Annotated in this window: 11 protein-coding genes; 5 read left to right on the top strand and 6 right to left on the bottom strand. The window is 64.0% G+C overall.

The annotated features are described in order from the left end of the window. Positions 1 to 3: 3 nt before the first annotated feature. Positions 4 to 1,299 carry a lipopolysaccharide biosynthesis protein gene (locus tag EN808_RS23015; protein ID WP_127275896.1) on the bottom strand — a complete coding sequence of 432 codons (1,296 nt, stop codon included), beginning with the start codon at positions 1,297 to 1,299 and terminating at the stop codon, positions 4 to 6. 200 nt (positions 1,300 to 1,499) lie between these two features. Here EN808_RS23015 and EN808_RS23010 point away from each other — a divergent pair, with 200 nt between their 5' ends. The 4 genes from EN808_RS23010 (at position 1,500) to EN808_RS22995 (ending at position 7,974) form a co-directional block, all read left to right on the top strand. Then, on the top strand, positions 1,500 to 4,091 hold the full coding sequence (locus EN808_RS23010) for a GumC family protein (RefSeq protein WP_127275895.1): 2,592 nt from the start codon (positions 1,500 to 1,502) through the stop codon (positions 4,089 to 4,091). A gap of 183 nt (positions 4,092 to 4,274) precedes the next feature. Then, positions 4,275 to 5,174, top strand: coding sequence for a bifunctional methylenetetrahydrofolate dehydrogenase/methenyltetrahydrofolate cyclohydrolase FolD (folD, locus tag EN808_RS23005; protein ID WP_127275894.1), 900 nt, complete (start codon positions 4,275 to 4,277; stop codon positions 5,172 to 5,174). 28 nt (positions 5,175 to 5,202) lie between these two features. Further along, positions 5,203 to 6,201 carry a GlxA family transcriptional regulator gene (locus EN808_RS23000; RefSeq protein ID WP_032922464.1) on the top strand — a complete coding sequence of 333 codons (999 nt, stop codon included), beginning with the start codon at positions 5,203 to 5,205 and terminating at the stop codon, positions 6,199 to 6,201. A gap of 108 nt (positions 6,202 to 6,309) precedes the next feature. Beyond that, complete coding sequence (locus EN808_RS22995; RefSeq protein WP_127870849.1) at positions 6,310 to 7,974, top strand: VWA domain-containing protein; 1,665 nt, start codon at positions 6,310 to 6,312, stop codon at positions 7,972 to 7,974. 66 nt (positions 7,975 to 8,040) lie between these two features. On the opposite strand, the gene edd is transcribed toward EN808_RS22995, so the two are convergent. The 3 genes from edd to zwf all read right to left on the bottom strand — a co-directional run bounded on the left by edd (position 8,041) and on the right by zwf (position 12,108). Next, positions 8,041 to 9,864, bottom strand: coding sequence for a phosphogluconate dehydratase (gene edd, locus EN808_RS22990; protein WP_135916956.1), 1,824 nt, complete (start codon positions 9,862 to 9,864; stop codon positions 8,041 to 8,043). Positions 9,865 to 9,937: 73 nt separating this feature from the next. After that, positions 9,938 to 10,654, bottom strand: a complete 717-nt coding sequence (gene pgl / locus EN808_RS22985; RefSeq protein WP_135916955.1) for a 6-phosphogluconolactonase — start codon at positions 10,652 to 10,654, stop codon at positions 9,938 to 9,940. After that, positions 10,636 to 12,108, bottom strand: coding sequence for a glucose-6-phosphate dehydrogenase (zwf, locus tag EN808_RS22980; RefSeq protein ID WP_127275890.1), 1,473 nt, complete (start codon positions 12,106 to 12,108; stop codon positions 10,636 to 10,638). Before zwf ends, pgl begins: the two co-directional genes overlap by 19 nt. Positions 12,109 to 12,418: 310 nt before the next feature. Between zwf and EN808_RS22975 the strand changes: the two genes are divergently transcribed. After that, positions 12,419 to 13,165: an SDR family oxidoreductase gene (locus EN808_RS22975; protein WP_127870853.1), complete on the top strand. Its 747-nt coding sequence runs from the start codon at positions 12,419 to 12,421 to the stop codon at positions 13,163 to 13,165. A 19-nt stretch (positions 13,166 to 13,184) separates the two neighbouring features. Here the strand turns inward: EN808_RS22975 and EN808_RS22970 are convergent, their stop codons facing one another. Further along, a complete protein-coding gene (locus EN808_RS22970; protein WP_135916954.1) occupies positions 13,185 to 14,066 on the bottom strand; it encodes an SH3 domain-containing protein in 882 nt (293 codons plus the stop codon). A gap of 385 nt (positions 14,067 to 14,451) precedes the next feature. Next, positions 14,452 to 15,738 (bottom strand): FAD-binding oxidoreductase, encoded by a 1,287-nt coding sequence (locus tag EN808_RS22965; protein ID WP_135916953.1) that lies wholly within the window; start codon positions 15,736 to 15,738, stop codon positions 14,452 to 14,454. Positions 15,739 to 15,744 lie beyond the last annotated feature (6 nt).

The following is a 15,744-nucleotide window of genomic DNA, read 5'->3' as shown; positions in this document are numbered from 1 at the left end:
GTCCTAGATTGCCTTCGCCGGTCGGCGCAGCGCCGAATAGGTCAGCAGCATCGACGCGAGATAGAGCAGCAGGAAGACGATGTTGAGCGACAGCACCAGATCAGATGTCTCGGTAATGGTGGTCAGCACATAGGTCAGCAGCAGCGCCTTGAGGGCGGCGAGCAGGCCCAGATTGAGCGCCCGCACCAGCGTCTGGCCGCGCGCGAACAGAAGCTCGGCCTGGTATTCGACCAGATTGCGCAGTCCCGGCACGCAGATCGCCAGCGCCACCAGGGGCGCGGCCTCGGAGACATTCCTGCCGAGCGCGTTGGGGAAGAAATGCAGCACGATGCCGAGCGCCGCCAGCGCCAGCGTCGAGACCGCGAACACACCGCCCTCGATGCCGCTCTTGACCGCCAGCCGTGAGAGGAGTTCGGGCGCGCGCATCATGCGCTGCACGAGCATCATCGAGAAGGTGCGGATGGGAATGGCCGTCAGGTCGACCAGGCGCATGATGATGGCATAGATGCCGGCCAGATGTGGTCCGCCGATCGCCAGCACCAGCAGCTTGTCGAACTCCATCTGCAGGTAGAACAGCACCTCCGCGCCGGCCACATAGATGGAATCGGCGAGCCGCCGCAGATAGAGCTCGACGCGCAGCCGCAGCCTCTGGCGCGGATAAAACCACCCAAACGCGAGCAGCAGCGAGGCGGCGTTGGCGCCGATGTAGAACCACGACCACACCCAGATGCCGTGCTGTGCCGAGACCATGAATAACACCGCACCAAGCGCCCGCAGTGCCGTGGCCAGGATCGCCAGTATGGCGGCGCGGCCGAATTTGCCCAGCCCGTTGTTGACGATCAGCGCCACTTCCACCGGTCGCCACAGCAGCGCCTCGGCGAAGACGATCGCCGTGAACACCGACAGCGGCACGGTGCCGGCGAAGAAGGTCAGGTAGACGCCGAACGAGGCGGCGGCCAAAAGCGGCAGCGAGGCGGCGCCGAGCACCAGGAAGCCGGCGGTGAAGGTGCCGATCAGATTGGGCCGGATGGTAGCGGTGCGATAGAGCGCCGAAATGAACCCGAAGGCGAGGATTCGCGACAGCATGACGCCGGCCGCCGACGCAGTGGCGAACATGCCGAATTCGGCGATCGAGAGCGTATTGGCGAGTGCGATGAAATAAGCGAGTGAAAACACCAGTCGCCCGCCGGCACCGCTGATCGCCGAGAAATAGTCGCGCACCAGCCCGCGTCGTTCGGCCATGAAGGTGCCGATCCGCGCGAAGGTCCGCCTTTGCGGTATGTCGCTCGCCTCAGTCATAGGTCAAGGAAATGCATAGGCCGGAAAGTTTAACGCGCCGTTCTGAAGCTTTAGGTTGTGTTAGAAGTTCTTGCAATCAGGACGTGAATTCCTGCCACCGTCTTCCGGAAATTAACCTTTTGTTTCCTATGCCTGTTTAGCGTGGCTTAACGAATGGCCGACCGCCGCTCCCAAGCGGCCAAGAGTAAAGCTCCACGATAATGGTCGACAGGGAAAACCGTGAGGACTGGAAGCGCGAGCGCTCCTTGCTGGCGCTTGGCGACGCCGTGCGTGGCGAGGACGACGCTTCGCTGGTGTCGATAGGAGATCGCGCGAATCCTTCATGGCGCGAGGATGCCGCCACGCGCCATCGCCTGGCCCGTTCCCGGCGCGAGACCAAGGCGAGCCCGTCGCCGCTTGCCGTCGGTGACGCCGCGCCGTTCCCTCTTGACGGGGAGCAGCCGTTTGAAGCCGACGACGCCTGGCGCTCCCGGGCGGAGACCGGCGCCGGCGATCTTCCTCCCGACATGCCGCGCGCAAGGCCGGCGCCGGAAGAACCTTCAGGGACGGGTCGCGCTCGTGATGCAATCGGATCCCGCGCCACGGACGGAGCCGATACCTCCTCCGATGGCGGTGCGGACGGTCAGCAATGGAAGCCATTGATCGATCCGATGCTGGTTGTTCGCGGCGTCGCCAGGTCGAAGCTGCTGATCGTCGCGACCACGATACTGGGCGCCGGGCTCGGCATTGCCATCGCCTTGTCGATGCCGAAGAAATACGAAGCCACGACCGAACTGATCATCGAGCCGGGCGACCTGAAGCTCTCCGATCGCGATCTCACGCAACCGGTGGGCCAGCCCGACGCCGCGTTGGCCGTCGTCGAAACCCGGATCAAGATGCTCACCTCGGGCACCGTTCTCGATCAGGTCGTCAAGAATCTCAATCTAGTCAACGATCCGGAGTTCAACGGCCAGGGTTCCGGCGGCCTTGGCGTCATGTCGCTTATCCGCTCGATTGTGTCACGCCACGATGGGCCGGGCGGTGTCGATGAGGTTCGCCGCCAGGCGCTGGCCGTTGGCAATCTGGCCAAGAGCCTGTCGGTCGAACGCACCGGCAAGACTTTTGTCATCTCCGTCAGCGCTGTAACCCAGAACGGCGAGAAGTCGGCGCTCATCGCCAATACGACGAGGACCGTCTTTCAGCAGGAGGCCGCCAAATACCAGTCCGACATGGCCGGACGCGCGACGAACGAATTGACGTCCAAGCTAGATGATCTGCGCAAGGGGGTCGAGGCGGCCGAGCGCAAGGTCGAGGATTTCAGGGCCACGCATGGTCTCGTCGACGCGCAAGGCCATCTGATCAGCGACGATCAGATGCTGAAGCTCAACGAGCAGCTCTCCGTCGCCCGCGCCCGCACGCTGGAACTCAATGCCCGGGCGGCGTCGGCGCGTTCGCTGGACGTCAATTCCGTTCTGACCGGCACGTTGCCGGAAGAAATCAACTCCAACACCATGAGCGATCTGCGCTCGCAATATGCGACGCTGAAGCAGGAGGCCGATCGTGCCGCGGTTCGGCTGGGGCCGCGCCATCCCGAACTCCAGGCTCTCGATGCCCAGATTGCCGGCGCGCGCGAGCGCATTGCCAATGAACTGCGCCGCATCGCCTCTTCGCTACAGGTCGACCTGAAGCGCGCGGTCCAGCTCGAACAGGACCTCGCGTCTCGGCTGGCTCAGGCCAAGGTCCAAAGCGGCGACGTCAACAGCGACCTGGTTGCCCTGCGCGAACTGGAGCGTGAGGCCACCGCCAAGCGTTCCGTCTACGAGCAATATCTTCTGCGCGCCAAGGAGACCGGTGAACAGACGGGCATCAACACGACCAACATCAACGTGATCACCTCCGCTCAAGCCCCACTTGAGCCAAATGGACCCTCGCGGGCCTTGGCGGCACTGGCCGGGCTGCTGCTTGGCTTTGGCGCGGGTGTTGGTCTCGGCGCCTTGCGCGGGACCTATGACAGCCTGCGCGAGACGGCAAGCTCGCGCTCACGCCGCGAGCGCAAGCTGGACGAACGCAAGTTGGATGAACAGAGGGCGCCTCTAGAGGCGCAGGCATTCCGGACGGAGCCTCCACCCGCTCCGCCAATGCCGACAGCGCCTGTAGCGCCGCCTCCCGCGCCACCGCCGCCGGCCACGAGGACCGAGGCCGCTTCCGCCGAAGGCTCCGGGAGGATCGGCGCACTCATGTCGAGACTGCGCAAGGCCATGTCCCGCAAACCCTCGGCCGAAGCCGACGGCGACATCTCCAGCGAGTTCGCCTTACCCGCCTTTGCCGACAACGGACGGCCGGCCAACGCTCCGATATTCCCTGGCTATCCGGAGCCCGGTTTCGGCCCTCGTGCGACGGCCGGCCGGGATTATTCGCAGTCACCTTTCCAGCCAGGCGCCGAGGCAGGATATGGGCGGCAAATGGCGTCGCCCTCGCGCTCGCCGCTGATGCCGCAACAGGCAATGTATCCGGCTCCGCCCTTGCCGTCCTCTCCCTATGCGCAGCCGATGGGCTATCCCCCGGCGCAGCCCCGGTCACAGGCGGGTCATCCCTATACGCAAGCGCTGGCGGAACCCTATGCGGCGCCGATGCCGTACCCGCCGCCGCCCGTCCCGACGCAGCCACCGGCCGATCCAGCCGCTCCCCATGCCAGGTCGGTCGAGGAGGGGGGCGAACAGTCATCGGTCGAAGAGATTCGCGCCAGCCTGCGTGAATTCCGCGAAGCGGTCCGCGAACTCACGGAAAACCGCACCCGTCGCCGCTACTTCTGAGCCACCAGATAGGGTGTGGAGGCCGAACAAAACCGTGCCGGTTTCACGTAAACGGCATGGAACGGCGCTTTGACGGGATTGCGAACTTGAATTTTCATGACAATGCCGCGCTGCAGATTGCCTGCGCCGCTGCATTGTGTTTTCCGAAGGCAGCGTTGAGCGGAACGATATTGAGGGTGGTCCATGGCCGAAATGATTGACGGAAAGAGCGTTGCCGAAGACGTGGTGCGATCGGTCAAGGCGCTGACCGCCGAGTTGGTCGCCAAGGGCAAGGCCAAGCCGGGTCTCGCCGTGGTCATCGTCGGCGAGGATCCGGCCAGCCAGGTCTATGTCGCTTCCAAATCCCGCACCGCCAAGGAATGCGGTTTTCATTCGCTCCAGCACACGCTGCCGGCCGAGACGTCCGAGGCGGCACTGCTCGAGCTCATCGCCGAACTCAACGCCGACCCGGCCATCAACGGCATCCTGGTCCAGCTGCCGCTGCCCGCCCATGTCGATGCCGGCAAGATCATCCAGGCCATCGCGCCGCAGAAGGATGTCGACGGCTTCCATTTCATCAATGTCGGCAAGCTCGGCACTGGTGAACTCGACACGGCCTTCGTGCCCTGCACGCCCGCCGGCTCGATGCTCCTGATCGAGCGCGTGCGCGGCAAGGACCTGTCCGGCCTCACCGCCGTCGTCGTCGGCCGCTCCAACATCGTCGGCAAGCCGATGGCCAATCTGCTGCTTGCCGCCAACTGCACCGTCACCATCGCTCACAGCCGCACCAAGGACCTGCCGGCGCTTGCCCGCACGGCCGACATCCTTGTCGCTGCGGTCGGCCGGCCGGAAATGATCAAGGGTGATTGGGTCAAGCCTGGCGCCACCGTCATCGATGTCGGCATCAACCGCATTCCCGCGCCCGAGAAGGGCGAGGGCAAGTCGCGTCTCGTCGGAGATGTCGCCTATGCCGAGGCGGCCAAGGCGGCGGGCGCGATCACCCCGGTGCCCGGCGGTGTCGGTCCGATGACCATTGCCATGCTGATGGCCAATACGTTAGCTTCGGCCTACCTTGCGGCCGGATTGAAGCGGCCTTCCTTCTGAGCCCGGGTTGACCCTGAAAGCCGCAGCTTTGCCGAATCCCACTATTTCCCCGGAACGGCCGGTCACGAATGATCCCGTTCAAGGTGGCCGGCAGTTCGCCTTCCTGCTGGTCGACAAGTTTTCCATGTTCTCGCTGGCGGCCGCGATCGACACGTTCCGGTCGGCGAACCGCCTGCTTGGACGCGATTTCTACGGCTGGACGACGGTCTCCGCCGATGGCGACCCGGTGATGGCCTCCAACGGCCTGCCGCTCAAGATCGACTACGCCGTCGCCGACCTGCCGCCGGTCGACATTCTTTTCGTTTCGGTCGGCCTGACGACGGAATTTCCGGGCAAGAGCAAGGTTCTGGCGGCCTTGCGCAGCTGGGGCCGGCGCGGCAACGCGCTTGGCGCCTTGTCGGTCGGGTCCTACCTGCTGGCCGAGGCCGGCCAGCTCGAAGGCTATCGCTGCACCATCCATTGGGAAAACCGCGCCGGCTTTGTCGAGCGCTTTCCCGATATCAACTGCACGGGCAATGTCTTTGAGATCGACCGCAAGCGCTACACCTGCGCCGGCGGCACCACCTCTATCGATCTGATGCTGGAGATCGTGCGTGGCGATTTCGGCTCCAACCTCGCCAATGGCGTCGCCAACCAGTTCCAGCACGAGCGCATCCGCTCAGCCGGAGACCGCCAGCGCGTCGGCCCGGAGCGTGACCTGACGGGCAAGTCGGAGAAGCTCAGGCGCATCGTCGAACTGATGGCCGACCATCTCGACGAGCCGCTGTCGGCGGTACAGCTTGCCAAGTCGGCGGGCCTTTCGGTGCGCCAGGTGGAGCGGCTGTTCCTGCGCCATCTCAACGTCACGCCCGGGCGCTACTATATGCGGCTGCGGCTGGAGCGGGCGCGTGAATTGCTGCGTCAGACCAACATGCCGATCCTCGACGTGGCGATCGCGACCGGCTTCACCTCGCATTCCTATTTTGCCCAGAGCTATCGGCTGCAATTTGGCCGCCCGCCCTCGGAAGAGCGCCGCACGACATACTGAGTGATTTGCCTGGTCGGGCATGCCGGCGCCATGCCTGCGGGCTTGTGTCCCGACGCCCCGTCAAATAGCTTTCACGTGCCGACGAGGGGGCTAACTCAGGAGATTTCGATGGCGGGACTTGCACGGAGCGTCGCTGCGGCGATCCTCCTTTTGTCGATGACGACATTCGGCTTTGCCGCCAACAAGGTCATCATCATCCTCGACGCGTCGGGATCGATGTGGGCGCAGATCGATGGCAAGCCCAAGCTGGAAATCGCCCGTGAATCACTGAGGACCGTGCTTCAATCGGTTCCCGCAGACGACGAGATCGGCTTTATGGCCTATGGCCATCGCGAGAAGGGCAGCTGCGACGACATCCAGCTCATCGTGCCGCCTCAGGCTGGCTCGGCAAGCGCCATCTCGGCAGCCGCCGACAGTATGAAATTCCTCGGCAAGACGCCGCTGACGGCAGCCGTCAAGCAGGCGGCCGAAGCGCTGAAATACACCGAGGACAAGGCGACGGTCGTCCTCATCACCGATGGGCTCGAAACCTGCGGCGGCGACCCCTGTGCGCTTGGCAAGGAACTCGAAGCCTCCGGCGTCGATTTCACCGCCGACGTCGTCGGCTTCGGCCTGACCGCCGACGAAGGCAAGCAGATTGCCTGCCTCGCCGACAGCACCGGCGGCAAATACATCCAGGCTTCCGACGAGAAGGCGCTGCAGGAAGCGCTGGTCGAGACCGTCGCAGCGCCGGCACCGGCGCCCGAGCCGGCACCGGCCCCCGCTCCGGCACCAGCGCCGGAGCCGGCCAAGCCCGAGTTCAATTTCATGCCGACCGTGGTGCTGGCCGAGGGCGGCGATCCCGTCACTGACGGCAATGCCTGGGAAGTTTACAAGGCCAAATCGGACGGCACGCGCGGCGACAACATCACCACCGAATACGGCAAGTACAAAGCCAATCTGGAACCCGGCGACTACGTCATCGTCGCGCGCGACGGCGAGGCCAAGGTGGAGCAGAAGATCAAGATCGAGGCAGGCCAGGTCTACAAGCCGCAGTTCACCTTGAATGCCGGCACGCTCATCCTGCATCCGCGTCCCAGCCAAGGTGCCGATGTGGCCAGCGGGGCGGCTGTCGTGATCGCCTATCCGGGGGCCGACAACCCCCCGACCTATTATGGAGACACGAAAGCCGTGTTGCCGGCCGGCGACCAGAAAGTGACCGTCACGATCGGACAGGGCGCGGTCACCGAAACGATCCCGCTCGCTGCCGGCCGGGTGATAGACAAGGACATCATCGTTGGCGTCGGCCATGTCGTTGCCAACGCCTATTATGCGGCCGGCGGCGACAAGGCCGATGGTTCAGGCGTCGGCTTCAAGGTGCTCAAGGCCAAGAAGAAGATCGATGGCACCCGCGACGAGGTCACGTATGCCTATGGCCCCGACAGCAAGTTCGATTTGCCGCCCGACGACTATGTGTTGATCGCGACGGTTGACCTCGCAGTCATGGAACAGCCTTTCAGCGTCAAGGTCGGCGAGTTCCAGGACCTCAAGGTCGCCATGAATGCCGGCGTGCTGGCAATCACGGCGCCCGGCACCTCCAAGATCGAGATTTTCGAGACCAGGAAGGACATCAATGGCAATCGCAAGTCGATCGGCTACGCCTATGACGAGAAGTATCAGGCCGCGATAGCGGCGGGCGATTACGCGGTGGTCTCGGAGAAGCCGGACAACAGCAAGAAGGAAGGCACCGTGACCGTGAAGGCTGGAGAGCGGGTTGAACTGACGGTGCAATAAGGATTGCGATTTCGACCCGAAAAAAGGGCGGCCATGAGCCGCCCTTTTCATGCCGCACATAACGCGTCAGGCGGTGCCGAAGGCGCTGGCGCCGTGGTCGGCGCGGCCCACCAATTGGCGGAAACCAGCGAACAGCTCGCGGCCGAAACCGAATTCATTGCCGATCAGGTCGGCCTCGGCCGTGCGGCGCAGCGCGAATTCGGTCCCTGGCACCAGCACCTCCAGCGTGCCGGCATCGGCGTCGAGGCGGATGATGTCGCCGTCATGGATCCGCGCGATCGGCCCGTCCTCGACCGCTTCCGGCGTCACATGGATCGCCGCCGGCACCTTGCCGGAAGCGCCCGACATGCGCCCGTCGGTGACCAGCGCGACACGCTGGCCGCGATCCTGCAGGATGCCGAGCACGGTGGTCAGCTTGTGCAGTTCCGGCATGCCGTTGGCCTTCGGCCCCTGGAAGCGGATGACGGCGATGAAATCACCGGTGAGCGTGCCGGCCTTGAAGGCGTCGTTCAGTCCCTGCTGGCTGTCGAACACCTTGGCCGGCGCCTCGATGAGACGTCGCTCCGGCTTGACGGCCGAAGTCTTGATGACCGCGTGGCCGAGATTGCCCGACAGCACTTTCAAGCCGCCGGTCGGCTGGAACGCCTTGTTGAACGGCGCCAGCACCTTTTCGTCGCCGCTGGCACGCGGTGACGCCTCGCGCACCACGCTGCCGTCGGCGCCGAGCTTTGCCTCGACCGCATATGGCCGCAGGCCTTCGCCCCACACCGTCTGCACATCCTCGTGCAGAACGCCTTCGTCGAGCAGCTCGCGGATCAGGAAGCCGAGCCCGCCCGCGGCATGGAAATGGTTCACGTCGGCCAGCCCGTTCGGATAGACCCGTGCCAGCAGCGGCACTGCCTCCGAAAGATCGGAAATATCCTGCCAGGTCAGCGCGATGCCGGCGGCCGCCGCCATGGCGATCAGGTGGATGGTGTGGTTGGTGGACCCGCCGGTGGCGTGCAGGCCGACGACGCCGTTGACGAACGAGCGTTCGTCGATCATCCGCCCGACAGGCGTATAGGCATTGCCAAGCGCGGTGATCGCCAGCGCCCGCTTCGTCGCCTCGCGGGTCAAGGCATCGCGCAACGGCGTGCCTGGATTGACGAAGGACGCACCCGGCGTGTGCAGGCCCATGATCTCCATCAGCATCTGGTTGGAATTGGCCGTGCCGTAGAAGGTGCAGGTGCCCGGCCCATGGTACGATTTGGACTCGGCTTCCAGCAGTTCGGCCCGTCCTGCCTTGCCCTCGGCATAGAGCTGGCGGACCTTGGCCTTCTCATCGTTGGGCAGGCCTGTCGTCATCGGGCCGGCCGGAATGAAAACCGCCGGCAGATGGCCGAAGGTGAGCGCGGCGATCACCAGTCCCGGCACGATCTTGTCGCACACGCCGAGATAGACGGCGGCGTCGAACATGTTGTGCGACAGGCCGATCGCGGCCGCCATGGCGATCACGTCGCGCGAGAACAGCGACAGCTCCATGCCCGGCTGGCCTTGTGTCACGCCATCGCACATCGCCGGCACGCCGCCGGCGACCTGGGCGATGCCACCGGCCTCGCGCGCGGCCTCCTTGATCAGGGCGGGGAAGCTCTCGAAGGGCTGATGCGCCGACAGCATGTCGTTGTAGGAGGTGATGATGCCGAGATTGGGCACCTTGTCGGTGCCCAGCGCCAGCTTTTCCGAGGGGCTGCACACCGCAAAGCCGTGGGCGAGGTTGCCGCAGGACAGCACCGACCGGTTGGCGGTCTGGTTCGACGCTTCGGCGATTCGGCTGAGGTAGCGTTCGCGGCTCGGTTTGGAGCGCTGGCGAATCCGCTCGGTGATGGCTTCGATGTCGCGTCTTGCGGTCATGGCATCAGGTCCTTTCAGGCGAGGTCCCGGAAACATCCTCCCGCCGTTGCCGGGACCACTTGTAAACTTGAAGTCAGGGCGCCCAGAAAACCTCCACGGGCCTGGGCGATGCGTCGAGCACGGCGCGGATCGGCTTGCGCGGTCCGGGCGCGACAGCGTTGTCGAAGGCGATGCGCTTCTCCTCGCCCTCTATGTGCAAGGCGAGGAAACCCGCATCGATGATGCGGGCGAGCGTCAGGGTCAGCCGCGGCTCACCAGCGCTTTTGGCATGGACCGGCAGGATCATCCTGTCGGACGCCGGGTCGAGCAGCTTCGGCAGATCGTCGGCGTCGGGAAAGAACGAGGCGGTGTGGCCGTCCGGTCCCATGCCGAGCACCACGACATCGAGCGGCCAGGGCAGGGATCGCAATGCCGCATCATCGGAAGCCGCGGCATCCTCGATGCCTGATGCCTCGTGGTAGAGCGGAACGAAACGGGCCGCCCTGGCCGCGTTCTGCAGCAGGTTTGCGGCAACCAGTCCGGCATTGGATCGCGGCGAGGAGGCCGGCACGAAGCGTTCGTCGACCAGCGTCACGATCACCTTGTCCCAGGCGATCGGCGCCGTGGAGAGCGCGGCAAAGAACTTTGCCGGCGTCGTGCCGCCGGAGACAGCGAGCACCGCCGTGCCGCGCCCGGCGATCGCCTTGGTGAGGCGATCGGCCACCTTCGCAGCCAGCGCCGAGGCCAGTTGCGGACGGTCGGGAAAGGCATTCCAGTTGTAGCTGGCGCTGTTCAATTGCTCTCGTGCCATGTCCGCCCGTCACGTTCGATCAGCGCTATCGAGGCCGACGGCCCCCATGTGCCTGCCGTATAGCCCTGTGCTTCCTGCTTGGCGCCTTCCCAGGCATTCTGGATCGGGTCGATCCACTTCCAGGCGGCTTCCACCTCGTCGCGACGCATGAACAGCGTCTGGTTGCCGCGGATGACATCCATGATCAGTCGTTCATAGGCGTCGGGCGCGCGGCCGTCGAAAGACTGCGCGAAGCTCATGTCGAGCGAGATCTGGCGCAGCCGCATGCCGCCCGGGCCAGGATCCTTGATCATGATGAACTGCTTGACGCCTTCGTCCGGCTGCAGCCGGATGACCAACTGGTTGGCGAAGATCGGTCCTGCGCCGCTGTCGCCGAAGATCGAATGCGGGATCGGCTTGAACTCGATGACGATTTCCGAAACCCGGGTCGCCAGCCGCTTTCCGGTCCTGAGATAGAAGGGAACGCCGGCCCAGCGCCAGGTCCCGATCTCGGCCTTGATGGCGACGAAGGTCTCGGTGTTGCTGTCCTTGCCGAGTTCCTCGACATAACCTTTCACCGGTCCGCCGGCCGACGCACCGGCACGATACTGACCACGCACGGTGTGCTTGGGCGCCTCGTTGCCGTTGATGCGCTTCAGCGCCCGCAACACCTTCAGCTTCTCGTCGCGCACGGCGTCGGCGTCCATCGACGACGGCGCCTCCATGGCGACGAGGCAAAGCAGCTGCAGCATGTGGTTCTGCACCATGTCGCGCAGCGCACCGGCCTTGTCATAATAGGTGACGCGATCTTCCAGGCCGACGGTCTCGGCGACGGTGATCTGCACGTGGTCGATATGGGCGGAATTCCACAGCGGCTCGTAGAGCGCATTGGCAAAGCGCAGCGCCATCAGGTTCTGCACCGTCTCCTTGCCGAGATAGTGGTCGATGCGGAAGATCTGGCTTTCGTGGAAGTCGTCGCCGACCAGGTCGTTGAGCGCCCGCGCCGAGGCGAGGTCGCGGCCGATCGGCTTCTCCAGCACGATGCGCGAATTCGGCGTGATCAGATTGTGCTCTTTGAGCTTGTGCGAGATATCGCCGAACAGCGCCGGCGCCACGGCCAGGTAGAAGGCGCGGATGTGATCGCTTTCGCCGATCGCCTTTTTCAGCTTGTCGAAGCCGGCGCCGCTCGTCGCATCGGCCGGGACGTAGGAAAGCCGTGCCAGGAAGGTCTTCAACTCCTTGGCATCGATATCGCCCGGCTTGACGTGGTCCGAAATGGCCTGCTTGGCGAAGGCCCGGAACTCCTCGTCGCTCATCTTCGAGCGCGACGTGCCGATGATGCGCGTCGGCTCCGAGAATTGATGGTCGCGCTGGCGGTAGTAGAGCGACGGCAGCAGCTTGCGCTCCGACAGGTCGCCGGTACCACCGAAGATGATGAAGTCGAAAGGGTCGACGGGGATGATCTGGCTGGTCATGGTCTGTCCGCTTTGACGCCGGTCGCGAGTACGCGGCTGATATATTCTAATCGATTTAAATTTTCCAGTGCCATGGTGTCACATCGAGGACCAATCGCTGGATATTGATTGGATCCACCTGTGCGCTTGACACTGGCGCCGCCGGGAGGCTTGTCGTGAACGAAGACTCCGGAAGCTTTCGCAGTTGCAGCATAGAACGTGAATGTGACGAAAGCTAAGGGAGAAATCGGGCTGTATCCCGTCGCGGCACCGGCCGGGCTGTCAGCTCTTTCGTGCAGGCCGCGCGATGAACCCAAGGAGCGGTAGACGCATGCGTCTGGAAAACAAGGTCGCCATTATCACCGGTGCGGCATCCGGCTTCGGCGAAGGCATGGCCAAGCGCTTTGCGCAAGAGGGCGCCAGGGTCGTCGTTGCCGATCTCAACGCCAAGGGGGCGGAACGTGTCGCCGGCGAGATCGGCGCGGCGGCGATCTGGACGCAGACCGATGTTTCGTTGCGCTCCGAGTTCGACGAGATGGTCTATGCGGCCAAAAGCGCCTTCGGCCGCATCGACATCATGGTCAACAATGCCGGGTTCACCCATCGCAACGGCGATATGCTCAAGGTCGACGAGGAAACCTTCGACCTGATCACCTCAGTCAACATGAAGGCGATCTATCACGCCGCCCTTGCCGTCATACCGATCATGGAGCGGCAGGGCGGCGGCGTCATCCTGACCACGGCGTCCACCGCGGGGCTGCGGCCTCGACCTGGCCTCACCTGGTACAATGCCTCGAAGGGCTGGGCGATCACCGCCACCAAATCGATGGCAGTGGAACTCGCGCCCAAGAACATTCGCGTCAACTGCCTCTGCCCGGTCGCCGGCGAGACCGGCATGCTGGAGAAATTCATGGGCGCCGATACGCCCGAAATCCGCGAGACATTCCGCGCCTCGATCCCGCTCGGCCGGCTGTCGACCCCGCTCGATATCGCCAATGCGGCTCTATGGCTGGCCTCGGACGAGGCCGCCTTCATCACCGGCGTGGCGCTGGAAGTCGATGGCGGGCGCTGCATCTGAATGCGGCGATCGTCGGATATTACGCGTCGGGCTTGACGTAGCTCTTGTACACCCAGCCGTGCTTGCCGTTGTAGACGATCTCGCACCACTGCTTGCAGCCCATCAGTTGCACTGAAGTCCGGGCAGGCACCGTGCCCATGGAGGCTGCGCCCTTCTTCGGAGCACTGCGCATGGTGACAGTCCTGAGAATACGGCCGCTGCCCGCCGCAGCCACCTTGCGCGGCTTCGCCTTGGCTGCGTCATCTTCGCCTTGTGCATTTGCAGGTTTTTGTTCCGGTACTTGCGGCTGCGTCTCCGGAATGCCGGCGGTCTGCGCGCCATCGGGATTGCTGCTTGTCGCAGGCGGGCTCGGCGCTGCGACCTTGGCAAGCTCGTCGGTGGCATCGGTATCGGTAGACGATTGGGCGAATGCCGCTGTTTTGTCAGGCAACGGCTCGGGCTGCTTGGCTATCTGGCTGGGGGCAGCCGCTTGATCGGGATCAGCTGCCGCGGCGGCAGCCTTTGGCTGTGCCCCGGTCCAGCGGGGATCATTGGCCGCAAGCGCTTGTATGTTGCCCGCCGCCGCTGCCATGATCGGTGACACCTGGCTGGACTTGCGCTCCGCCTGCGGTGTCACGGCAGCTGCGGTGACCGTAGTCCCCGAAGGAGAAACTTTCGTCGTCTTCACTGGAATGGCCGGAATGCTCTGCTCGGGGCTGGCGGCCGCTTGCCTCTCGCTGGTCGGCAATGCCAGCCAGAGTGCAACCGCGGCAACGCCAAGCAGTGCGGCGGTGCCGACCGCGGCAATGACCAGGTGCGAGTTCGAACGGACACCCTGCCAGAATGACGGGCGCATGTCATAGCCGAACTGCATGGCAAAGCGCCGACGTTCCGGAGCACCGAAACTGAAGGGCTCTCTCACTCTTGCCACCTCCATAAGCGGGCCGGTGTTCTTTCGATCAAATCTCGCAAATCATGCGTTCGATCAGCATCGGTCCCAAAACGCGGGCAGGCCCGCAACAATCCCCGAACAATCGCCCAGATGCGGACCTTTCGTCCGCGATTGTGGCATCAGTACGCCATTACCGAGGATTCTGCGCCTTCGCCGGCAATTCCGCAATGTGTCGCCCGGGCAACAAATGTTACATGGATATTACAATATTACATGAGATCGTGATCGCATCAGATGACGGCGATCCGATCCCTGCCTGAAGCACGCAGCCTCGAACCGGACTTATAACAACGCACTTTAGATCTGTTTTGATGCTCGTCGTTCGTCCTGGGCGAGGGCACTTTTGCGCGACGCATTAAATCCTGTCGCGCAGCGCGAACCAGTTGAGCGCCAGGAAAAGCAGCGGCGCTCGGAACCGGCGGCCGCCAGGAAAGGGCGGAATTTTCAGGTCCTCGATCAGCTTCAGCCGGTCGCGGTTACCTGTGACGGTTTCGGCATAGAGTTTGCCGAAGAAGTTGGACAGCATCACGCCGTGACCCGAATAGCCGCCGGCCGAGATCACATTCGGCATCACTTCGCGCACGAACGGCTTTCTCGGCACCGTGATGCCGACATAACCGCCCCAGCCATGGGTGATCTCGACATCGCTCAGCGCCGGATAGAGCTCTGCGATCTGACGGCGAATATGGATGTGGATATCCTTTGGATCGTTGACGCCATAGACCTCGCGTCCGCCGAACAGCAGCCGGCCATCCCGGGATTTGCGGAAATAGCGCACGACGAAACGGGAATCGTCGACCGATTCGCCCCCTGGCAGCACTTTCGACTCCGACCCCAGCGGCACGGTCGCGCCGATGAAGGATCCTATCGGCATGATGTGCGCGGCACTCACCGGCTCGAGCGTTCCGCCATAGGCATTGACCGCGATCAGGCATTTCTCCGCCGAGATCGTCCCTCTCGGTGTGGAAACTCTGACCTTGCCGCCGGCGGAGATGATGCCGGTTGATGGCGTCCCTTCGAACAGGTGCGCGCCGGCTTGTGCCGCTACCCGCGCCGTGCCGATCACCAGTTTCATCGGGTGGATATGGCCGGTGCCGGTGTCGCGCGTGCCGCCGAAATAGGCGCTCGAACCCAGCCGCTCCGCGGTCTCTTTCGCATCCATGAATGCGATGTGCGGGTAGGAGAAACGGCCGGCCATGAGTTCGGCATGCGCCTTGTAGTCGTCGACATAGCGCGGCTTGTGCGCAACCGAAAGCTGACCCGGTATGTAGTCGATATCGATGTGGTTGATGGCGGCGAATTCGAGCAGGTGGGCTTTGGCCTCTTCGGCAAGATCGAACAGCGCCTTGGCGCGGGAAAGGCCATATTCGGCCTCGAGATCCTCCGCCCAGGCGCGTTGGCCGGTGCCGAGCTGGCCGCCATTGCGCCCGGAAGCGCCGTCGCCGAAGCGATGCGCCTCGATCAGCACCACGTCCGCTCCGGCCTTGGCCAAATGAACCGCTGCCGACAGGCCGGTAAAGCCGCCACCGATGATGACGACATCGCAGGTCCGGTCGCCATCGAGCACCGGATATTCAGGCCGTGGGCCGGCAGTGTCCTCATACCAGGAGCGGCCGGGAGAAATTGGGGACTGATAGTTCATGACTGG

It is taken from the genome of Mesorhizobium sp. M8A.F.Ca.ET.165.01.1.1 (assembly GCF_004792065.1).
GTDB lineage: Bacteria > Pseudomonadota > Alphaproteobacteria > Rhizobiales > Rhizobiaceae > Mesorhizobium.
This window is presented reverse-complemented; position numbering and strand designations above follow the sequence as displayed.